The 21,568-nt window shown below is 53.6% G+C and carries 17 protein-coding genes; 12 read left to right on the forward strand and 5 right to left on the reverse strand.

Annotated features, from left to right (window positions below; genetic code table 11):
* Positions 1–399: 399 nt before the first annotated feature.
* Positions 400–1,857, forward strand: coding sequence for a Fic family protein (locus tag SCARR_RS21135; protein ID WP_168433504.1), 1,458 nt, complete (start codon positions 400–402; stop codon positions 1,855–1,857).
* A gap of 21 nt (positions 1,858–1,878) precedes the next feature.
* Here the strand turns inward: SCARR_RS21135 and SCARR_RS21140 are convergent, their stop codons facing one another.
* The 3 genes from SCARR_RS21140 to SCARR_RS21150 form a co-directional block, all read right to left on the reverse strand.
* A complete protein-coding gene (locus SCARR_RS21140; RefSeq protein ID WP_136063633.1) occupies positions 1,879–2,061 on the reverse strand; it encodes a DUF6132 family protein in 183 nt (60 codons plus the stop codon).
* A 14-nt stretch (positions 2,062–2,075) separates the two neighbouring features.
* Positions 2,076–4,538: an FAD-dependent oxidoreductase gene (locus SCARR_RS21145; RefSeq protein WP_136063634.1), complete on the reverse strand. Its 2,463-nt coding sequence runs from the start codon at positions 4,536–4,538 to the stop codon at positions 2,076–2,078.
* Positions 4,539–4,606: 68 nt separating this feature from the next.
* The gene (locus SCARR_RS21150; protein WP_136063635.1) at positions 4,607–4,906 is read right to left on the reverse strand and encodes an ArsR/SmtB family transcription factor; all 300 of its coding nucleotides are present in this window, start codon (positions 4,904–4,906) and stop codon (positions 4,607–4,609) included.
* A gap of 267 nt (positions 4,907–5,173) precedes the next feature.
* Here SCARR_RS21150 and SCARR_RS21155 point away from each other — a divergent pair, with 267 nt between their 5' ends.
* From SCARR_RS21155 to tnpC, 11 genes are all read left to right on the forward strand, one after another.
* On the forward strand, positions 5,174–6,358 hold the full coding sequence (locus tag SCARR_RS21155) for an OmpP1/FadL family transporter (RefSeq protein ID WP_136063636.1): 1,185 nt from the start codon (positions 5,174–5,176) through the stop codon (positions 6,356–6,358).
* A gap of 616 nt (positions 6,359–6,974) precedes the next feature.
* Complete coding sequence (locus SCARR_RS21160) at positions 6,975–8,108, forward strand: helix-turn-helix transcriptional regulator (protein ID WP_222846384.1); 1,134 nt, start codon at positions 6,975–6,977, stop codon at positions 8,106–8,108.
* 167 nt (positions 8,109–8,275) lie between these two features.
* Complete coding sequence (locus tag SCARR_RS21165) at positions 8,276–13,252, forward strand: dockerin type I domain-containing protein (protein ID WP_136063637.1); 4,977 nt, start codon at positions 8,276–8,278, stop codon at positions 13,250–13,252.
* A gap of 13 nt (positions 13,253–13,265) precedes the next feature.
* A complete protein-coding gene (locus tag SCARR_RS21170; RefSeq protein ID WP_136063638.1) occupies positions 13,266–15,860 on the forward strand; it encodes a dockerin type I repeat-containing protein in 2,595 nt (864 codons plus the stop codon).
* Between the two features lie 20 nt (positions 15,861–15,880).
* On the forward strand, positions 15,881–16,558 hold the full coding sequence (locus SCARR_RS21175; RefSeq protein WP_136063639.1) for a hypothetical protein: 678 nt from the start codon (positions 15,881–15,883) through the stop codon (positions 16,556–16,558).
* Positions 16,559–16,570: 12 nt separating this feature from the next.
* Positions 16,571–17,497 (forward strand): hypothetical protein, encoded by a 927-nt coding sequence (locus SCARR_RS21180; protein WP_136063640.1) that lies wholly within the window; start codon positions 16,571–16,573, stop codon positions 17,495–17,497.
* Positions 17,498–17,806, forward strand: a complete 309-nt coding sequence (locus tag SCARR_RS21185; RefSeq protein WP_136063641.1) for a hypothetical protein — start codon at positions 17,498–17,500, stop codon at positions 17,804–17,806.
* A gap of 245 nt (positions 17,807–18,051) precedes the next feature.
* The gene (locus SCARR_RS21190) at positions 18,052–18,357 is read left to right on the forward strand and encodes a hypothetical protein (RefSeq protein ID WP_136063642.1); all 306 of its coding nucleotides are present in this window, start codon (positions 18,052–18,054) and stop codon (positions 18,355–18,357) included.
* Between the two features lie 56 nt (positions 18,358–18,413).
* Positions 18,414–18,743 (forward strand): IS66 family insertion sequence element accessory protein TnpA, encoded by a 330-nt coding sequence (tnpA, locus tag SCARR_RS21195; RefSeq protein WP_136059628.1) that lies wholly within the window; start codon positions 18,414–18,416, stop codon positions 18,741–18,743.
* Positions 18,731–19,078: an IS66 family insertion sequence element accessory protein TnpB gene (gene tnpB / locus SCARR_RS21200; protein ID WP_136063643.1), complete on the forward strand. Its 348-nt coding sequence runs from the start codon at positions 18,731–18,733 to the stop codon at positions 19,076–19,078. The genes tnpA and tnpB overlap by 13 nt, the downstream gene beginning before the upstream one ends.
* Positions 19,079–19,142: 64 nt before the next feature.
* Positions 19,143–20,666, forward strand: a complete 1,524-nt coding sequence (gene tnpC, locus SCARR_RS21205) for an IS66 family transposase (RefSeq protein ID WP_168432867.1) — start codon at positions 19,143–19,145, stop codon at positions 20,664–20,666.
* 212 nt (positions 20,667–20,878) lie between these two features.
* Here tnpC and SCARR_RS21210 read toward each other — a convergent pair whose 3' ends face one another.
* Both SCARR_RS21210 and SCARR_RS29145 read right to left on the reverse strand, forming a co-directional pair.
* Positions 20,879–21,079: a hypothetical protein gene (locus SCARR_RS21210; RefSeq protein WP_136063644.1), complete on the reverse strand. Its 201-nt coding sequence runs from the start codon at positions 21,077–21,079 to the stop codon at positions 20,879–20,881.
* Entirely contained in the window at positions 21,076–21,336 is a 261-nt protein-coding gene (locus SCARR_RS29145) for a transposase (RefSeq protein WP_136063645.1), read from the reverse strand. Before SCARR_RS29145 ends, SCARR_RS21210 begins: the two co-directional genes overlap by 4 nt.
* Positions 21,337–21,568 lie beyond the last annotated feature (232 nt).

The raw sequence follows: 21,568 nt of genomic DNA on the forward strand, positions 1-21,568 counted from the left end.
CTAAAATTGAGCCAAGTAATACGGTATGACTAACAATGTTAGCCCGAGTTGCTCTTGGGAGAGAACCTAAAATTGAGCCAAGCAACACGTAGAGTTACAAATGTAACCTTGCATCGGCCTTGGGAGAGATCCTAAAATTGAGCCAAGCAACACGGAGGTAACAAATGTTACCCGCCCGCCCCGGCTTGGGAGAGATCCTTAAACTGAACCAAGCAACACGATGCGCATGGGCTTTGTGTAAATTACACAACGTAGGGAGAGATCCTTGAACTGCCGAAATACCGATGCGCCAAAACGAATAATAATATTTTGACAAACTGGGTAAAATATAACAGTTTTTGCAGAACGAGGGCTGGTTAAATGAACAATAATTCACAACATGTTGGTTATAAAAGGATTATGGAATGTCTAGGGGTCGGGGATCTTCCTTGCCACTGTACCTCGCATATTTTGGAATCTGGATCCAGAAAGACGGTGGAGCATGCCGGGAAGACCGAAGAATACTACACCAAATCCTATGCGCCGGGCGATTCGATCTTTGACCAGATGGTTTTTGCCCTGAAGTATGAAGGCATCAACCTGCTGATACTTAAAAAGGCGTTTGAGAAGACAAATGCTTGGACTTTAACCGATTTTATCCAATCCACCCCAACCGGCAGGTACCATCGAAAATTGTGGTATCTCTACGAAAACCTGACGGGAAAGCAGTTGGATTTGCCGGATTTGACCAAGGGGAACTACATCGATCTGATCGATCCAAAGAAGTTCTTCGTGGCAAAACCGACTCAAGTCCAAAGGCAGCGCATCAATGACAATCTTCTCGGCGACTTTGCGTTCAGCCCAACGGTGCGCCGGACACCTAAGATGGAACAATATCTGGAAGCTGATTTCGGGAGCAAATGCAAAGAGATCATAGATGGCTATCCACCCGAACTCATTCGCGATGCCTTGGCCTATCTGTATACGCAAGAAACCCGAAGTTCCTACCGGATTGAGCAGGAATCGCTGTCCGGGAACAAGCAGGAGCGGTTTATGCAGCTCTTGCGTGAAGCGGATTCCCGCGACTATCTGAGCAAGCCGGGACTGATTGAGTTGCAGAAAAAAGTCATCACGGATCCGCGGTACCACAGGGAGGACTACCGGGATTCGCAGGAATATGTCGGCTCATCCGCGCTAACCGGAGATGTTGTTCATTTGGTTCCTCCAAAACCGTTGGATTTGGACGAACTGATGGAGGGCTTGTTCAATGCGGCGCATCGGATGATGGATTCAGATCTCAATCCGGTGGTGATTGCCGCGATCATTGCGTTCGGATTTGTCTATATCCATCCATTCAAAGACGGCAATGGTCGCATCCACCGGTTCCTTATACACCACATCCTTTCCCGGATGGGATTCACGCCCCAGGATTTTGTTTTCCCGGTATCGGCCGTTATGTACCAGAATGCCCGGGAGTATCAGGATACCTTGAACCTGTTCTCGGAACCCTTGCTTCAATTGGTTGACTATTCGCTGGATCATGAAGGCGCAATGACCGTGCGCGGCGACACGGTTGACTACTATCGTTATTTCGATGCAACCGGCATTGTTGAAAACCTGTTTTCATTCATAAGTGATACGATTGATAGCGAATACCTCAAAGAACTAGATTTTCTAAAACGGTTTGCCGATGCCAAAAACGCGGTCGAGCAGATCGTGGACGGCATGTCTCAGCGGGAAGCCCGGATCTTTGTCGAGAATTGCAAAGCCAATGGCTACAAGCTCAGCAAAGCCAAGCGCGAAAAGTTTTTCAACATGCTGGCCGACGATGAAATCTGCACGCTAGAGCTAGCTGTTCAGGAGGCATTCGAAGAATGATTTCAGGAAAGTGCTCTTCGCTCAATTTCGAAAGGAAAGACTAAACAACGCACCCATCACGGCGCCATAAATAGCGCCGCGCCAAGGCGTGGCGGTCAACGGACAGGCACCCGAACTGCATTTGCCGAAATACCCCGTAATTGCCCCGAGGATGATGCCAACCCCTATGCAGGTGCACAAATTAATGATCGCGGCCTTGTCCATAGCTATTCCTGTTTCTAGATGAAGAGGTTGGCGTTGTTGCCGAGGTGGTCGATGTACATTGCCACGCCGCCTTCTTCCAGCCCGTCGATCAGCTCTTCGCTTTTAATGCCCATCAAGTCCATCGTCATGGTGCAGGCGACCATTTTCACCCCGTTGGCTTGAGCGGCCTTAATCAGCTCCGGCAGGGTGGAGACGTTTTTCTTTTTCATGACGTCCTTCATCATCGCCGTGCCCATGCCGGCCATATGCAGCTGCGAGAGCGAAAGTTTGTCGGGCCCCTGCGGCATCATCCGGCCAAACATTTTTTCGATCATCGTTTTTTTCAAGGTCATCGGACCGTTTTTCCGAAGAATGTTCAGCCCCCAGAAGGTGAAGAACAGGGTGACTTCATAGCCCATCGTCGCGGCGCCGTTGGCAATGATGAACGAGGCGAGCGCACGGTCGAGATCGTTGCTGAAGACCACGTTGGTGAAGCGCTTCGTTTCCTGCGGAATCATGGAGCAGACTGCACCGCCCTGACGTTTGGTGATAGTGGCTTCGTAGCCGCCGCCGGCCGCCGGCGCAACATTGTCGAGCTGGTTGCCGGTGGAGTTGCACCACGCCGGAATGTCTGCGGCAAAGCCGTGGTCGGTCGAGAGGATCGTGAGCGCTTCGCCGGGCTGCAGTTCGTCGAGCGCCGTCTTCAGGCTCATGATCGGGCCGGGGCATTGCAGGCCGCTGGTGTCGATATGCTTGACCACTTTTCCGGCGGCCGATTCTTTTTCGGTCATATTAATGGTCTCCGCGCCCGGATCGTCCGTGCTCTGGTCGTTTTCCGGCACGTCGGGCAGGTGTTGGGCGGTCGTCATGGAATAGGTTTTGTACCCGCCGGTCAGGTTGCGGCACTTGAAGCCGTTCTGTGTCATAATACGGCAGGCGAGGTAGCCGCGCAGGCCGACTTGGCAGAGGATCAGGTACTCGCGGTCTTTCGAGAGCTCGTCCAGCTTGCCGCGCAGCTGCCCGAGCGGAATGTTTTTTGCGCCGGGGACGGTGCCGCCCTCCACTTCTTCCGGATTGCGGACATCAACCACCATTTGGTTTTCGGTTGGATTGCACACGTCTTCAACGTGGCAGAGCTTGGCGTCGCCGCGCAGCACATTCGAAGCAACGAAGCCGGCATAGTTGACCGCATCCTTGGCCGAACCGTAGGGCGGGGCATAGGTGAGTTCCATCTCTTCCAAGTCGTAGACCGTCAGGCCGGCGCGAATGGCGACGGCCAGCACGTCGATGCGTTTGTCCACGCCGTCGGCGCCGACCGCCTGGGCCCCGAGGACTTTTCCAGAGGCTGGATCAAACAGCAGTTTGAGCGAGATCGGGTGGGAGCCGGGATAGTAGGAGGCATGGCTGGCCGGATGCACATAGACCTTTTCATAGGAAATGTTCTGCCGTTTCGCCATCTTTTCGCTGAGGCCGGTCATGCCGATGGCCAGATTGAAGACTTTGCAGATGGCGGTGCCCTGCGTGTTCTTGTAGGAGCTGTCGCCTCCGAAAATATTGTCGGCCGCAATGCGGCCCTGGCGGTTGGCGGGGCCCGCCAGCGGAATCAGGGCGGGCTGGCCGGTCGTGAAGTCGGTCACTTCCACAGCGTCGCCAACGGCATAGATGGCTGGATCGGAGGTGAGCATGTGGTCGTTCACCTTGATGCCGCCCGTTGTGCCGAGCTCCAGGCCTGCATCGACCGCCAGCGTTGCTTCCGGCTTTACGCCGATCGCGAGGATTGCCAGATCGACATGCAGCCGCTCGCCGTCGCTCAGGATCAGGTCCACTCCGTCGCCGGCTTCTTCGAAGGCGGTTACGGAGGTTTCGAGTTTGAGGTTTACGCCAAAGAGTCGCAGTTCCTGATGCAGGACGCTCGCCATCTCGGGATCGGCCGGGCCCATCACCTGCGGCGCCAGCTCGATTAGCGTGGTGTCCATCTTGATTTCGCGCAGGGCTTCGGCCATTTCGAGGCCGATGTAGCCGCCGCCGATGACGGCCGCGCTTTTTTTGTTTGCCAGCGATTGGATAATCAGATCCATGTCTTCGAGGTTGCGCAGCGTCAGCACGTTCGGGTTATCAATGCCGGGAATCGGCGGGCGTATCGGCGCGGCGCCGGGGCTGAGGACCAGCGCGTCGTATGCTTCGGTGTATTCCTCGCCGGTCTTCAGGTTTTTAACGGCAATTTCCTTTTTTTCGCGGTCGATGGAAACCACTTCGCTGAGGGTACGGACGTCAATATTGAATTTTGAGGTCATCATTTGAGGAGTGGTGACCAGCAATTTTTCACGGTCGGCGATGGTTCCGCCGATATGGTAGGGCAGGCCGCAGTTTGCAAACGAAATATCCGGACCGCGTTCGAACAGAATGATTTCCGCATTTTCGTCCAGACGGCGGGCACGCGCAGCGGCGCTGGCGCCTCCGGCGACGCCTCCAATGATGAGCAGTTTTTTCATATTCATAAGATGACCTTTATTGTCATGTATTATTAGTAGGTAATAAATTAATGTATGGGGTAAAAAGACAGGACTTAGTCCTGAAAGTTCAAAAATTCACGCAGATGTTTGTGCATGCAGCCGAAAAGCTTCAAAAAATCGCGGTTGCACAGGCTGCAGTATTTCTGCGTTCCATCCTTGCGGATTTCAACTAGTTTCTGTTGGCAGAGGATCTTTAGTTGCTGCGACATCATCGATTGGCTGCACCCCAGTTCTTCGTAAAGCTGGGTGACCGTTTTTTCGTCCTTTGCCAAAACCTCGATAACGCCCAGTCGAACAGGGTGGGCCATCGCCTTCAAAACGTCCGATGCAACATTTCGTTCTTCTTGAGTCATGCTTCTCTCCTAAATCTAGCTCGCTAAGAATTATAATATTTTTATATTCAGCTCAATTAAAATGTGCTGCTATTTTAATATACGGGTTGGAGGCCAGTGTTTAGATCTTGTTTTTTGACGGGGTTAAAGGCGTACATAATTATCTCATAATAAAGGAATAGCATATTCTAATATTGAAATATTGTGCTTGTGATTTTCTGCTGGAAATGGTGTATTTATTTCATACGTGCATAGTCAGCACGCCATTAACCAACTAGGAGCTAGGGGATGAATAAACGCCTGATTACCACCGCAGTAGCCGCCGCGGCCATAACCACCCAGATTTTTGCCACGGAAGGCATCAACCTGATCGGCATTGGTCCGATTCAGCAAGGAACCGCAGGAGCCGGTGTGGCCTCTGCAAAAGATTCCACCTGGCTCATTCTCAACCCGGCCGGCCTTGTCGATCTTGAGCCCGGCATCGATTCCTCGCTGCAGGTTTTCGCGCCGCACCGGACCATCGATTCAAACGCTAGTTTTGGCGCAGGCGAAAAGACCGATACTTCGGCATTCGTTATTCCTTCCATCAGCGGAACCTTTGGCTGCTGCCAAGGTGAAAACGGCTTTGTTGGTTTGGGTGTATACGGCACCAGCGGCATGGGTGTGGATTACGATAAGGGCCGCATAGGGGATTTTGGTACAGGCCAGCCGCAAGGCAAAGGCGATAAAATGACCGAGCTTTCGATCGCTAAAATGACGGCCACCTATGCCTATAGGGCGAGTGACAGTGGATTCAGCGTTGGCGCAGGCCCTATTTTTGTTATCTCCCGCTTCAAGACCGACATGTTGAACCCTGACACATTCGCTTACATGGACGGTGACTGGGAAACATCATATGGCATCGGCGCGATCGTTGGCGTTAATCAAAGGCTCGGCAGGCTGTCTCTGGGTGCAAGCTATATGTCCGAACAGTATATGACCACCTATGATGATTATGATGACCTCCTCGGCGATTCGTTAAATCTGCCGCAACAGTTAACGGTTGGTGCCGCCTTCAACGTGCTCGACAACGTTGAACTGGTGCTCGACTACCGTTGGGTTGGTTGGGGCGAGCTCGATACATTGGGCGATAAATTTGGCTGGGATAACCAGAACATTGTCAAGGCCGGGGTTACCTGGGGCGTGAATGAAGCCCTGACCCTGCGCACCGGCGTCTCCTACGGAAAATCCCCGATCGACAGCGACACCGCTTTCGGCAATGCGCTCTTCCCGGCCATCACGGAAACGCATGTTTCCTGCGGCGCCTCCTATGCATGGGAAAAAATTACGGCGCACGTCGCTTACACCCACGCATTCGAGAATAGTATCACGGCAAACGGCAAAGATGCTGACGCTCTTGAGCCTCTGGCCAAGGGCACAAAAATCAGCATGTACCAGAATTCGTTGACGGCGGGTCTCTCCTATAAGTTTTAAAGGTTTCCAGTCATTGGAACGGACAAGGCCCCGGAAACGGGGCCTTTTTTTGTGTTTAAGCGCGGCTTTGCATAAACGCTTTCCCCGTTGGGGTGAAGCGTGTGCTACACCATCGTCACCTGTGTAGCCCCGCTTCACCTGAGCGAAACGAAGGAAAGCGGCCAATACCGAATAGAAACAATTTTCCCCTGATACGGCCAATCGCTCGATCGCATTGCCAAGCCTGGCCGAACCGGATTCTGATAAGCATAATCCCACCAAGGGGTTCGTTAAAACAAACCGTTGGCATCCGCCGCTGGTCATGAACTGGTTCAAAGCCAATCAAGCCTATTCCTCCGCCGTTGCGAGGGCTTGACCCGCAAAATGAATCTGGCAACGAAAAGAGCATTTGGTTTTCGAATTTACGAAGCGCTCAAAATCGCTCTGTTTCAAACCATGGGCGAACTCCTCGAGCCGGAACTAACTCACAGATCTTGCTAAAGAGAAAAAAAACAAGGGAATACAGAGACATTAGCATGCAAGTATAAGTCATATGGCGTATGTTAAATTAGCTCAAGAAAGAGTAGTAATAGCGCATAATTAGGAAGGTTTTCATATATCATTTGGAGAAGGGAGCATGGGTTCAAGGCAGATAACCAGTAAAATGATTTCGGAGCTATTGTTGGAGCTCTATACTTTTCCGGTATCCGGTGATTTCTTTGAACATGTCCTGTCGGTGCTGGATTCCCGGATTCCATCATCCCTATCGGGCTGTTGGTTTAACGATCTGGATGCCCGCATTCTAAAATGTAAGACGATGAACAACCATAATGACGGAATGCGTCAGGATAGGGATGAACTTACAACGCTCCTGCAGTCGCATCCTTTCATGGAATATTTCTATTCCAACAGCGCGGGACCGGTATTGTGTACCACGGATATCATGTCGGAGAAGGAGTGGAAAGAAACCTCCGTGTACAACGAAGTCAATCGGACGTTGGGGATTGTTCACGATACCAATGTCCGGTTTTATTCTGGTGCGCTCTGCGTGAGTTTTTCTTTCTCGGATTCCCAGGCAATGGATGAGGGAAGCCACAGGCTGTTGAATCTGGTTGCTCCCCATCTTGGCGCGGCATACAGGATGTATAATATCCAGCAAAAGGGGTGGCTGAGCAATCTGCCTGACCATATGATTCCGCTTTGCGCCGATGGTCGAATGATGGATTGTCCAGCATGGGCCCGGGCACTCCTTGACCAATATTTCCCCCACCAGAAATGGAATTCGGCATGGAACCTGCCGGAAGATGTCCAACGCTGGATTGCACTCGAAATCCAGAGGGCTCCGGTGGTGGAAGGAAGTCACAAGATCGCCCGCAAGTTAATGGTTGAAGCCCGCGACTCCACGCTCTGCCTGGATCTTATTCGGTGTGCCTTCGGATTCCTCATCATACTCGAAGAGGTGGAATCTCTCGGGGAGATTGATGTGTTGAAAAAACTGGGTTTGACTCAACGGGAAGCCGAGGTGCTTTTGTGGGTGGCGCAGGGCAAGCAAAACAGCGATATTGCAACCATTTTGAATATTCACACGCCAACCGTCCGCAAGCACCTGGAGCATATCTTTCAGAAGTTGAGATGCGAAACACGCGGTGCCGCCGAGAGAGAAGCCTTGCAGGCCATCAACGCGCAAAGGTTGAACTGCATACAGGTTAAATGCCCGACCGGCACTCGGCCCATCTGCATCGCCTGCCGAGAAACACCTGTGTCCAGCTAATCTTTATTGAAATCCTCTCCTGATATTTTTTGCTACGCGCTATGGCTAATTGCCAAGAATGTGCATATTGGGCTTATCTCCTGCTTTTCAGACAAAAGGTGCGTACGCAACTTGCGGGTCGAGTCGCAACGGCGCCTAACCGAGTGAAGCGATAATGGAGATAGGGAATGAAGAACTGGATCAATAAAATTATCACAGCGGCAGCCGCCATATTGCTGACTGCATCGGCCGCTCAATCAGCGGAGTTGACGGTAGACACAGCCTACGGGGACACGACATCTGGCTGGGGGGCGACAGCCTTCGCCACCATCCAAGCTGCGGTTACCGCCGCAGATGACGGTGATACAATTAACGTTGCGGCAGGGACGTACACCGAGCAACTGTCGGTGGACAAGAGCATCGCTCTTGTCGGTGTAGGGTCAGACTCAACCCTCATCCAGCCTGCGGCGGGCCTCAACGCCATCGACCTGACCACCAGCGGATCGGCCGGGAATGTATGCGCCTTGACGCTCGACGGCGTCGGCTTGATCGTCTCGGGAGCTGGCAAGGGCATCAACGCGGGTAACCTTAGCTACGTCTCCATCACGTTGGATGATAGCGTTATCAACTATGGCGAGGCCAGCATCGGCATCCTCCTCGGCACGCCGGGCTCGGGAGGGAGCGGCAGCCACAACGCCATCGCCTTGGCGAACTCGCGCATCGAGTGCGTGGCGACCAGCGCCAGCAGCTACAGCAAGGGCATCGGGTGGTACTACTCGTCGGAATCGACGCTGGACGTCACCGACTCGACCATCACGTCGGGACACTACGCCATCCGGCTCGATTGCCCGGGCTTGGTCGCCAACATCCACGGCTCGACCCTCACCGGATACGCCGCCTTTAACCTTAACAACACCGATTCCACGATCAACATCGACGAATGCACGCTCACCGGCAGGACCTTCTGGCCGTCGTCTGACGGTAATAACGACTACGGCACGCTGGTAATGCAAGACGGAGCGGTACGCACCACCGTCAACGTTACGCACTCAACGATTGCCAACGAGTTCGTCGGGGCCGGGGCCACAAGCTACGAGACCCTGATCCTCTCCACGGCAACGGGTAGCCAGCCGGCGGGAGACAGGAACAACAAGGTCTACCTGGATGCCGCGACCGTGCTCACGAACGCCAACAGAACTTACGCGCCGTCCGACGTTCAGCTCTGCGGTATCGGTGATCACTGGTACATCGACGGCGTCGAGCAGGCCAATCCACTGTCCCCCGGCCAGACCATTCTCTATGTCAGCACCACCGGCAGCGACGCCAACGACGGGCTCATGCCGACCACGGCCAAGCTGACCATCCAAGCGGCCGTCACCGCAGCCCCAGTCGGTTATACCATTCAGATCGCCCCGGGGACGTACACGGCTGCAGTCACATCCGTTCCTCGGACCGTGACCCTCGTGGGCGCAGGACCTGCCGAGACCATCCTCCTCCCAGCCGCTGGCAGCAACGCTATTACGATGGACACCAGCGGATCCTCCGGCGATGTTCTCGGGCTCACGCTCAAGGACATTGGACTGACGGTCTCCGGCGCAGGTCGAGGGATTCAGATGGGCGACCTCAGCTACACTTCCTTGGTCCTAGACAACACGACCGTGAATTACGGGGAGATCGGTAGAGGCATATCATTTGGATTCGCTGATTCCGGCAACTCGAACAACGTCATCTCGCTGCTTAATTCCCGGCTCCTTTGCGCCGCAACGGGTTCAAGCAGCATGGCGAACCGAGGCATCTCGTTTTACCACTCCGCCAACTCGATTCTGAACATCACGGACTCGACAGTGACGGCAGGGCACTACGCCTTGACGCTGAACAGCCCGGGCCTGGTGGCCAACATCGACGGCTCTACCTTGACGGGCTTCGCCGCGTTGAACCTCCACAACACGGGGTCGACGATCAACGTCGTAAATTCCACTCTTACAGGCAGGACTTTCTGGAGCCCGATTTCCAATAACTACGGCGCGGTGGCTTTTGATTCGGCCATAAACACGAGAGTCAACCTGACCGGGTCGACCCTCGTTAACGAGTGGGCTGGAACGGGCACAAGCTATGAGTCCCTGATTCAGGACTGCTGCAACTCCGGAAACACGGCGTACCTCGACAGCACAACGGTGCTGAACAACACCAACCGGGACTATGCGCCGTATAGCGTGCGTGGCAACCTCAAGTGGTACATCGACGGCGTTGAGCAGTCCATCGCCACGAATCCCGACAAGTACGTCAACGACAGCATCGGAGATGACTCCAACTCGGGCGACTATCCGGCATTGGCCAAGAAGACCATCAAGGCCGCGATTAATGCCGCTGTGCCAGGCGATACGATTAAGGTCGCGGCTGGAACCTATGCCGAAGTCGGCCAGATTGTGATTGACAAGGATCTGACCATTGCCGGTGCCGGCATGGCCAGCACGATTTTCAATGCTACCGGCGATACCGCCTCCAGCGGGGATCTCCGTGGGTGGTGGTTTGTTCAGGCGGGGGTCAATCTAGAGCTAAGTGGCATGACCTTGGACGGTAACGGTTATCTGATTTTCCAAGGGATCCGACACCTAGGTCTAGGATCGATCGATGACGTGGCCTTTGCGAACATTCTGTACGGTGATTACGGCGGTTTTGCTGTCGGAGCTGGCAATGGCGGCATAGGCGATTTGGACATAACAAACTCATCGTTTACCAACATCGGGCGTGTCGGTGTGTTGTATTATGGCACGGGAGGGCTATTCAGCGGAAATACCTACACGGGCAAGGGAGTAGGCGACTGGCTTGATTATGCTCTCGACATCGGTGCCGGAGCAAATGTCGTGGTGAGCGATAACTTGATTACCGGATGCTCGGGGATCGCTTCGAGTGATGATTCCGTTTCTTGCGGCGTGTTGGTGTCGGATCTGTATGGCTCCGGTACGGCTGCAGAAATTACCGGTAATACCATTACCGGGAACCTCAATGGTATTATGGTCGGATATAATGACACGGACGCATCAATTGCAAATGCATCCATGAATGACCTGTCGGGCAACGGAACGGCTTTTTCTTCGAAACCCGCTACGATAGTGGACGGTTCGTTGAACTGGTTTGGTGCGGAAGACCCGGACTTTGTTGCACTGGTTGACGGTCCGGTTGAAGTCAGCCCTTGGTGGGCCGACGAAGCGATGACGCTGTTGAAATATGCTGATGATTCAACCATTGCTGAAGACATGACGGTTGATCCGGGTGAGACGGTGATCGTTGGCGGAACCATGAGTGTTTCCAACGGCGCGACAGTGACGGTCAATAATGGAACCTTGTGTGCTGATTCCCTGGATCTGGTTGCCGGCGCTGCACTGGTCGTGATCAATGGAGAGCTCGAGCTGACCGGAGCGAACGGACAGCCGGCCATCCTCGCCGGGAGCTTTACGATCTTCGACAGCTGGGGCAGCATCTACTTTGATGCGAATGCCGAGCTGGAAGGCGACACCATCGCACTGGTTTCCCACCTCGTCTTTGCTGACGGCGTGGAGCTGGCCGTGTCCGGCGGGTTGACCCTCGACGGTTGCGTACTGGAAGCCGAAGAGAACGGCAGCTACTCCGTAGTGGTTTCCAACTCCGCCTCGTTGACCATGGTCCGCAACGAAGTGCTTGACTGTAGCAGCTTTGCGGTCGCCACCGGCGACGCGCTGATCAAAGACAACCTCTTTGAGAACGGCCTGATCGTTACGGAGGAAGCCGACGGTGCGGAAGTTTTCCACAACATCTTCACTGATGAGGCGGATCTCACCGACAACGGCGCAAACACCGTGCTGGCTTCCGATGGATGGGACAACCTGTCCGCTGGCGAGGTCACGACGAATAACCTCGGCCTGACTCTCGCGGACGCCGATGCCGAAGGCAATGTCTACATTCAGCCCGGCGATGCCTTGGCGGTTTCGCTCGACCTGAGCGACCTGAATGTGCCGGTCAGTGGCGTGGATGCCCTGATGGGCTTCGACACGCTCTTCCTTGGCGATACCGGCACCGTGACCGTCACCGACGGAGCTGCATGGACGTTTGATATCTACGAGTCACTTGGCCTCGGCGATGCCACCTACGGCCAGATCGACAAGTCGATCGGTGTGGATGTGATTTCGATCGAAGGCACAACCGACGACTCGACGGTGTTGGGCCTCGACTTCACTACCACCGATGAAGAAGGCGTTACCAAAGTGTTCTTCCGCGTTGGTGCAGATGGTGATGTACCGGCCGATACCCGCCTGACCTCCGCGCCTGACGGGAATCCGGTCTATGTTTCGCCGTTCACGATGAATTCGGGCTACGTCACTATTGACGGTACTGCACCGGTCTCCTCCCTGTTTATGGGTTTCCAGGATCAGGGCAGCGGTGATGTGGATGTATTTGATCCAGCGGTTCTGACCCAGCAAGGTATCGTTTATATCACGATCGATGCAACCGACGAGCTCTCCGGACTGGCAGGCTCCACCTTGACTTTGGTGAATCAGGGTCCGGACGCGAATATATTGTTGCCGACACTGACCTCCAGCCATACGGAGGGAGAGCTGGATGCCAGCTACAGCTGGGCATTGGTTGTGGACGCCGCGACGCCAAACGGCATCTATGATGTCGAGCTGGTTGTTTCCGACCGCTCCGGTAACACAACCACCAACACGGCGACGATCGAGGTCAACAAGACTCAGGTCGCGCTGAACGTCGAATTGACTGGGGCCATAGCGGGGACATTTTCCCGTGATGTGACCCTGGTCATGACCGATGCCGGCAGTGCCGTGATGGGAATCCGTGTTGAGACCCTGGAATTCATCGGTGGTGTGGCCACGCTCTCGATGTTGCAGGTTCCGGCAGGGGTCGCGGCGATCAGTGCGGACACGGATTGGACGCTGCGCAGTAGGCAGACTTTGGTCTACGATGGCGACGGACAGACCTCGGCGGCCTTGGTGTTGACCGGTGGCGACCTCAACAACGACAACATTGTCGACATGCTCGACTTTGCCCGCCTGCGCTACTTCTACAACTTGGAAACTCCCGAGGCCGATATTGATGGCGATGGTTGGGTAAACATGACCGATTACGGTTTGCTTCAGTACAACTGGTATCTGTCAGGTGATGCTGAGTAAGTTCGGGACATGAATGAAGCATAGTGTATGGATAAGAAAGGCGGCACTGTTGCTCCCGCTCATCTGGGCGGGGTGGACAGTGTCGGCGGAGGCCAGCCTGCCGGAGTGCGATTGCGCAGCTCCGGCTGGTTGCTATTACGTGGACGGGTCATATACCCCATCCTCCGAAGGGTGGGGTGTTTCGCGCTTTTCATCGGTGGAGGATGCCGTCTTGGCCATGGTTGATGGAGGAACGATCCATGTTGCCTCTGGAATATTCACGATACCCCCGATGGAGGTGGAACAAGATATTGAAGTGGTTGGTGCAGGGGCTTCTTTTACCGTCTTCCAGCCCTTGGAACCGGTAACCTCGAACGGATGGTGGCGGGTACAGGGAGGTGGACTGACGCTTCGGGATTGCATGTTGTCGGTGGCCAGCAACCAGTGCGAGGCGGCGGCGGTGGCAATAAAGTCCGTAGGAATGTTTGGCATGCACCAATGTGCGCTGTCCTTGCCCGCCGGATGCCGGGCGATCAGCACGGAGCAATCGGTTGAGGCCGACCATAATCATTGGGGCGGCCCACTACCCGAATTTGGCCTGTTGATCGATACAAATCAGGTGTTCTTTGAACCTTGGTTCGAAGATTCCGCATTGACCAAGCTGGCGTTTTCGGATGGAATTGCTGATTTGAGAAGCAGCTTTGCGGTCTCTGGAGGTGAGACTCTGGGAGTTAATACTCTGATCTTGGACGAAGGGATCACGCTGGATGTCCAAGGCGGCTCATTGCGGATGGCGGAGCTGGCTATGGCCGCATCGGCCAGCATTGTGGTTACTGGCGGCGAAGTGGTTTTCCAAACCTCGGAAGGGGAAACAACGGTGGCCGGCTCGTTTACGCTGTACGATTCGATGGGATCCATGTTCATCGAAAACGATACGGAGTTTTCCGGCGATACCTTGGCGCTGGTCTCGCACATCGTTGTGTCTGATGGCGTGACGCTTCGTGTTAGCGGTTCTTTGATTCTAGATGGATGCGCCGTTGACTGCGCTACCGAAGGCGGCTCATTCGATTTTGTGGTGGCCGATGGTGCGGATTTCAAGATGTCCCGCACGCAAATGTCGGGGTGTGGCAACTTAGCGGTATCAAACGCTGTAATGGAAATTCAAAGTTGCGTTTTCCTCGATACGCCGGTGGACATTACGGCACAGGCGATCGGAGTTCGGTTTTTCCATAATGTGATGATGGACGGGGCGGTGCTTGTCGACTCGGGAGCGGGAACAGTAACAGAAGTCGACGAATGGGGGAATGTCGCAGATATTTCCACTGTGAAAAACATGTTTTCATTGGATATGTCGGATGAAAACCTTCCCGCTGGAAGAACCCTCGACGGGGAAGGATTGTTCATTCAGCCAGGCGATAATTTTGATCTCCTTCTGAATCTCTCAGGGTTGAACGTGCCCGTATCGGGTTGTGAGGCGTTGCTGGGCTATAACGGAAGCTTCTTCACGAACGGTATCTTGGAGCTTGTGGCGCCATGGGAATTCAATATCGCGGAGTCCTGGAGTTTTGAAGCGGGGGATCCGCTTTTCGGTGAGATTGATTCGGGAGTCGGTCTTGGCATGAGCGCTCCGCGCGAAGGCACGGTAGCGGATGGCGCCGTAGCACACGTCACCATGCAGGCGCAGGCCAAAGAGGGGGATACCGTTTTCTATTTTCGTCCCCAAATCAATGAATTATGGGATACGCGGCTTGCATCCGATACCAATGGGATTTCTGGAACATATCTTGTCCCATTCACGATGAATAGCGAGGCTGTCACGGTGGACGGGACTCCCCCCTCGGTTCATGGCTTCGACGGATTCCAAGATCAGTACGGGGTATCGATGGATGTCTTTGATCCGTTAATCCAAACGTTGCAGGGCTCGGTGCTGATAACACTTGAAGCCAGCGATGCGTTGTCTGGATTGGTCGATCCAAATTTGGTCATACAGCAGCGGACCGATCCGGAAATTCAACTCAGCCCCACGTTGCTTGCTACGTCCAATTGGGTAGTTGGTACGTTGTGGATATGGGCGTTGCCGGTTACACCGACGGTTCCTTCGGGGATATACGATGTGTTTGCTGTGGTTGCCGACCGTTCAGGCAATACCGTTACCAATGCCGCCACGCTGGATATCCGCACGGCGGAAATCGAAGTGAATATTGATTTGCAGGTTACGACCGGGAATTCGTTTGAGGAGCCGGTTTCGTTGACCTTCCTTGACGTCAACTTTCAGGAGCTCCTCGTCGACGAGCGTTCTCTGGTGTTTACGGATGGCCAGGCCGCTGCGCTACTTCAGGATATTCCATTGGAGACCGCTTTTCTACGGGCGAAGGGAGCCACCAGCCTGTCGCGGGTGCAACCCGTCTCGTTTGACGCCAATATGCAGGGCCTGGTCGATTTTTCAGGCGAAGCGGCGCTCCTGTGCGGAGATTTGAATGGAGACAACGCCATCAACATATCGGATTACGGCATTGTAAGCTACTACTGGCTTTCGTCGGAACCGTTTGCCGATGTCAATCACGATGGGGCGGTTAATATAACCGATTATGGAATCATACAGTTTAATTGGCTTCAGCAAGGTGAATAATCGGAGCGTGGGAGATCGAGATGAAAGCGTGGAAATATAGCGTGGTTATGCTGGCGGGACTTTTTGCTGGAGAAACCGGTTTCTCGGATTTATCGGTACCAAGCTGGGCGGGGAACGAAAATACTACATCGGTTGCTTATTCGTTTATAACGGATGTCAACCCGCCTGTTGCGGACGAAGTTTCGAATCCATACGGGGTTGTGCAGACCAGTCTTTTGCCGGGAACCGCTTCTGCCGGCTGGCACGATCCCGCCGTGCCGTGGGAGGTCACGCGTGCAGATGGCTCCGGAGCGTGGAATATCAATCCCGATGGTTATATTCGCACAGCGGTTCCCTTTTCGGATGAAAGCCTTGATTCTTATACCGTTGAGTTATGGATTGATGTGGTTGCCTTCGTCGATATCACAAAACTTCCCGAGATCAATGTGTCCGGAGGTACCGTGACCGATTTCAATATCGATGACTTTTTTGAACAAGACGGCCTAAAAATCGGAGAGTGGCGACAGATGGTTTGGACCGGAACGATCGAGGTTGTTGGTTCGAACTCGCTGACGGTTGATATTGTCGGAGCCCCAACCTGGGGTTCTCAGATTGATCGCGTAGCCATTTATACCCAGGCCATTCCGGAGCCTGCCGTGCTTTCTTTAATTATCGTGTTTGCAGGCGCCGCATTGGTAGGTCGCCGGTTGCTGTCTTAAGGAGTAGCTCTGATGTCCCGATTGATATCCATCCTGTGTTTTACCTATATCGTAGCCTCCACCTTTGCGGCCGAGGTGGGTGTCGTTGAAACATGGCCGGACACTTCGTTAAGGGGATGGATGCGGATCGATCAGTCGACCGGGGTTCTATCGGATCAAAATCTGGACGTGTCGGAAGGGGCCTTGCGGCTTTCTCCGACGGTAGATGCGGGGTCGCCGCTTAATCCCCGCTGGTCGTTTGTTGCGGATATCTCGGCCTCGGAAGGCTGGTTCACGGGTTCCCTGTATGGTGTGGGGGCCGAAACGCTGGACTTGGATTTCCAGTCTTCCGTGTCGGTCACCTTAAAGATCCAGTTGGTGCATAACGCCATTTTCGGCGCCGTGTATAATGCCACAATGGCGGTTGATCCCGGAACGCACCCTTCCAGAATTTCCATGCCGCTTGATCTAAACCATTTCTCTCCGGATTTTTTCGGGAACGATGCCTTGTTCGAAACCATCATCCGTGCAACCGATCAAGTTTGGATCACCATGGAGTGGGATAAGAATGCTCCTTCGCCGATCTTCATGGTCGACAACGTCGAGTTGAAGGGAGCGGGCGCAGGCTACGGTGCTTGGATCGATGGTTTTGGTCTAGTCATCCGGCAGCGGCTTCCTGGAACCGATGCGGATGAAGACGGGGACAGTAACGCCGCCGAGTTCATTGTGGATTCTCTTCCGGACGATCCCGCCAGTCGGTTCTCATTCGGCATGAATGGATCAGGGTTGGAGTGGGCCTCCTCATCCAACTGCAACTATACCGTTATGCGTTCAACCAATTTGACTAACCAGGCGTTTATTCCGTCAGATGCATTGTCAGGATCAGGGGCGGGAATGTCATATCAGGATTCTGAATCCCTGCCGTGTGCTTTTTACAAAATTAGCGTGGAGCGGAAATAAATGGGGTCATTGATGTACAAGCAGCGGCCGTCCTACCCGTCCTTGATCAGTGCGGCTGTAGTGCTGGTGCTCGGTGCGGTGCTTGTCTGCGATATATTGAAGCAAGTAGACGCTGGCGAGGCTGATGCTTCTTCAGCCATACTGACCGGTTGCCTCGCTTGCGGAATTTCCGGCTCGCTGGTTATTGCGGCATTTGCGCGCTACCAGTTTACGCATCTCTGGAGAAACCCCGATCCGGCGTTTGTCAAGAAACGAAAAGGATCGAGAGGCTGCATTGATCGGTGCTCCAAGGGGTTGAAAAAGGACTAAAACAACCCCGGATGATCACTTCGTCCAACGGGAGCGTGTCGTTGCGGGACCTTTTTTATTTAGGCCATGAAATGAACAGTGAACATTGGAATCAGGTTTTTCACAACACATCGGATGAACAGCGGGGGGGCATGAAAGCGATTCGGCCAATACTCTCCGATTGCTAAATCGAATCCCGGCATGGGGAAACGCCACCATCTTTCTGCCGAGGGTTGGCACGTCGGCATTGATCGGGTTCCTGCTTGATGCGGGGGCACAATGGTTCTCAACGACATCAGCCAAGAAGTCCTCAATCAGGTAAGGAGCGGACGAGCGGCCGCACCGCATCCATCGAATGGATCTGCCGGGACATTGCCCGGCCTTTGGAAAAGACGCCTGTCCCTATTGATATTTGGACCGACCGCGCCGTGCGCCATCTCCTGACCGCGGAAGACGACAATGAAGGCTACTTCAAAAACCTGGTGACGAAGCTGAAGATGGGTGGCTATGCCCTGTTTGCCGAATTCCCGCCGCTTCCCGCTGCGCCGGGCTCGACCACACCTACATCGTAAACGCCTCTTCTTTCACCCCGTAGTCAGCTCCGGCAAAGCCTGATAATTTGTCAGGCATGGATACGAATGAAAACAATGTGTCGGGGCGGGCTTCCTATACGGAGGAAGAACGCCGGGAACTGATCGAGGAGTTTAATTCAGCGGGGCTGACCCAGGCGGCGTTTTGCCGGGAATGGAGCATCAACCCGAAAACGCTGGCCCGTTGGCTGCGAATTGAACGTCAGGAATCTGAGGTTGCTTTTTGCGAGGTGGAAGTTCAGCCCGGACCTCCTGAGATAGATGAACTGAAGATCTTTCTGCCGAACGGGATTGAGGTTCAGCTTCCAATTCCGTCACTGAATGAACTCGGTATGGTTCTGCGGGAGGCTGCCGGATGTTTGGATTAAGTAATTCAATCCGGGTATTTCTGGCGGTTGAGCCGGTGGATCTGCGTAAGAGCTTCAACGGATTGCACTGTGTAGTGCAGGATAGGTTAAATGAAGATCCGTGTTCGGGCACATTGTTTGTGTTTACGAACCGACGGAAAAACCGGATCAAGACGCTGTACTGGGATGGTACCGGCATGTGGGTTGCTATCAAGCGGCTTGAAAAGGGCTGTTTCAGTTGGCCTCATGGCGTTGGCGCAGATGAAAAGCCTAGTCTTGCTCCGGAAGGGCTGGCCCTGCTGCTCGATGGAGTTGATCTAAAACAAGGCTCGCTCAAACCTTGGTATCAGCGCTGATTTTTTTTGCATTTTCCATCAGGTTGGTGCCGCATTTTCAACGTGTTTTGGTATAATGTACGGCATGAATTTTAACCGGGAAAATTTTGATCTGATGGTAAAGGAGCGGACGTCTCTGAATGCCGAAAACACTCAGCTCAAAACCGAAGTTAAACTGCTTAATGAGAAAGTTCAGTATCTGCTGAAAAAACTGTTCGGGCGCAGTTCCGAAAAGTTAAGCCCGGATCAGATGGAACTACTGCTCGATGAACTGCAGGAAGCCCAAGAGGCTCTGGAAATAGCGGAAGAGGCCGAACAGGATGATTCAGAGCCGGTTGAGTCCCGTCGAGGAAAGCGCAAGCCGCTCAAGGAACGGGTCCCGGAAGACCTGCCGGTTGAGCAGGTGATCATCATTCCCGATGAGGTTCAGGGAAATCCTGGTCGCTATAAAAAAATCGGGGAGGAAAAAGTACGGGAGCTCGACGTTGTTCCGACCCGGTATTTTATCCGTGAAATCATTCGAGAAAAGTTTATTGAGATTGATAACCGTGAAGTGCCGCCGCTGATCGCACCAGCTCCGGCAAGACTGATTCCAAACAGCTATGCTTCTGCCGGTCTGCTCCTACAGATCATTCTGAGCAAATATTGCGACCATCTTCCGCTCTACCGTCAGGAACAGGTTTTAAAATACCGCCACGGCATCGAAATCAGCCGCAAAACCATGGGCAACTGGATGTATCTTATCGCCGACTGGTTAACGTTGATCTACGAAGCACTGAGAAATGAAATCCGGCAAAGTGAGTATATTCAGGCCGACGAAACTTTTATCAAATACCAAGACCCGAAAAAGGACCATTGTCCCAATGGATACCTATGGGCCTATCACAGTCCAGGCGTTGGAGTGCTCTTTGAATGGTTTCCGAGTCGTGCTGCATCATGTCTTGATTCGATGCTGACAGATTACGCCGGTCTTCTGCAAAGCGATGGATACGGTTCTTATCCGTCATGGCTGAACGACCCGGCTCATGAACAGGAAAAGGGAAATATTATTCATGCCTGCTGCTGGGCACATGCCCGGCGTAAATTTCATGAGGCCGGGGATTCAATCAGCCGGAAAATTATCAAACTCATTGCGAAGCTCTATCGCAACGAAACCACGTTGCGCAAACAACCGGAGCTCGACCGGGCAACCTATCGGCAGGAACACTCTGCTCCAGTGCTTAATGAAATAAAAACCATTCTGGATCGTGAACAGAAAAAACAACTGCCCAAAAGCAAGCTCGGAGAAGCTATCAGCTATACCCTCAAACGCTGGGACAGCCTGAACCTGTTTCTTGAGCACGGGAAGCTGGAAATCGACAATAACCTTGTCGAAAATGCCATCAGGCCCACGGCCATCGGCAAGAAAAACTTCCTCTTCTTCGGCAGCCCCCGATCCGGTCAGGATAGCGCCATCATATACAGTCTCATCGAAACCTGCCGAAAACTCGACATCAACCCCGCCGACTATTTGCGGGATGTGCTCGAAGCCCTTCCAACCATGGGACAGAACGAAGCTGCCAGCTGGACTCCGGCTCAATGGAACTCATCCCGCGCACAGTCAGCATAAATGCTGTCAAGTGGGTGAACGAACAGACGCATACCCTACATCAATCCGCGCCCCTACATTTACGCGCTATTCAAGCGCTTGGCTTGACGTCAGAACGCTTTCCTTCGCTCCGCTCAGGTGAAGCGTTGCTACACCTAACTCATGTATGATTCCGGTGTAGCACCGCTTCACCCAGCTTGCTGGGAAAGCGGTTTTCGCACGCACGGTTCTCATTAGTACCGAATAGAAACCACCTCTCCCTGAAACGCCCAATCCTCCGCCCGTTTAACCAGTCCCGCACGAACCGGGTTGCGATAAACATAATCCCACTTTTCACGATAGCTTTCACTATGCCGCAGCAGGTGTTCGAAGAACCCTGGTTGCCAGTGGGGCAGCGGCTCCTGAATGGTTTTGGATAGCGCCCGCTTCATCATCCGAACCGTCGATCCGAGCGTATGCTCGGGGCCATGCGGATGAAGCAATGAATGTGATCGGGCATGATCGCATAGCGCTCGATCGCAATGCCGCGCGGATCGGCTTTGACGGCATAATTACGGAATGCCGTGTGAACTAAATCGTTCACAAGTATCGGGTTCCGGTAAGCGGTACAGAACGTTGCGAAATAAACCGGCGCGTCGTAGCTCTGGAAGATTTGCGACAAACGATGGGGTTTATTTGGGTGCTCGCTCATGGGAGCGAGAGTGCAAAATCAGTCGCGCAGGATCAAACGCTTTTTTGCGCTGAACGCTTTCCCAGCAAGCTGGGTGAAGCGTTGCTACACTTGATTTTCCCTGAAACAAATCCCTTGCGAGTGGTTCAAGCGGTTTTCGATGAATAGGCTACACCCCGAGGCCTTGGCGAGTGTGTCGGATAAATCATTCACCTTCATGGTGCCTTTTGTTGCTTCCCGCGAACTTACCAAA

It is taken from the genome of Pontiella sulfatireligans, assembly GCF_900890705.1.
GTDB classification, from domain to species: Bacteria; Verrucomicrobiota; Kiritimatiellia; order Kiritimatiellales; family Pontiellaceae; genus Pontiella; species Pontiella sulfatireligans.

Excerpts from the sequence above, each read along its gene's own strand:
- SCARR_RS29145 (WP_136063645.1), bottom strand. The coding sequence starts at position 21,336 with ATGAGCGAGCACCCAAATAAACCCCATCGTTTGTCGCAAATCTTCCAG.
- SCARR_RS21210 (WP_136063644.1), bottom strand. The coding sequence starts at position 21,079 with ATGATGAAGCGGGCGCTATCCAAAACCATTCAGGAGCCGCTGCCCCAC.
- SCARR_RS21135 (WP_168433504.1), top strand. The coding sequence starts at position 400 with ATGGAATGTCTAGGGGTCGGGGATCTTCCTTGCCACTGTACCTCGCAT.
- tnpC (WP_168432867.1), top strand. The coding sequence starts at position 19,143 with ATGAATTTTAACCGGGAAAATTTTGATCTGATGGTAAAGGAGCGGACG.
- tnpB (WP_136063643.1), top strand. The coding sequence starts at position 18,731 with ATGTTTGGATTAAGTAATTCAATCCGGGTATTTCTGGCGGTTGAGCCG.
- SCARR_RS21145 (WP_136063634.1), bottom strand. The coding sequence starts at position 4,538 with ATGAATATGAAAAAACTGCTCATCATTGGAGGCGTCGCCGGAGGCGCC.
- SCARR_RS21160 (WP_222846384.1), top strand. The coding sequence starts at position 6,975 with ATGGGTTCAAGGCAGATAACCAGTAAAATGATTTCGGAGCTATTGTTG.
- SCARR_RS21165 (WP_136063637.1), top strand. The coding sequence starts at position 8,276 with ATGAAGAACTGGATCAATAAAATTATCACAGCGGCAGCCGCCATATTG.
- SCARR_RS21180 (WP_136063640.1), top strand. The coding sequence starts at position 16,571 with ATGTCCCGATTGATATCCATCCTGTGTTTTACCTATATCGTAGCCTCC.
- SCARR_RS21190 (WP_136063642.1), top strand. The coding sequence starts at position 18,052 with ATGCGGGGGCACAATGGTTCTCAACGACATCAGCCAAGAAGTCCTCAA.
- tnpA (WP_136059628.1), top strand. The coding sequence starts at position 18,414 with ATGGATACGAATGAAAACAATGTGTCGGGGCGGGCTTCCTATACGGAG.
- SCARR_RS21150 (WP_136063635.1), bottom strand. The coding sequence starts at position 4,906 with ATGACTCAAGAAGAACGAAATGTTGCATCGGACGTTTTGAAGGCGATG.
- SCARR_RS21170 (WP_136063638.1), top strand. The coding sequence starts at position 13,266 with ATGAAGCATAGTGTATGGATAAGAAAGGCGGCACTGTTGCTCCCGCTC.
- SCARR_RS21140 (WP_136063633.1), bottom strand. The coding sequence starts at position 2,061 with ATGGACAAGGCCGCGATCATTAATTTGTGCACCTGCATAGGGGTTGGC.
- SCARR_RS21175 (WP_136063639.1), top strand. The coding sequence starts at position 15,881 with ATGAAAGCGTGGAAATATAGCGTGGTTATGCTGGCGGGACTTTTTGCT.
- SCARR_RS21185 (WP_136063641.1), top strand. The coding sequence starts at position 17,498 with ATGGGGTCATTGATGTACAAGCAGCGGCCGTCCTACCCGTCCTTGATC.
- SCARR_RS21155 (WP_136063636.1), top strand. The coding sequence starts at position 5,174 with ATGAATAAACGCCTGATTACCACCGCAGTAGCCGCCGCGGCCATAACC.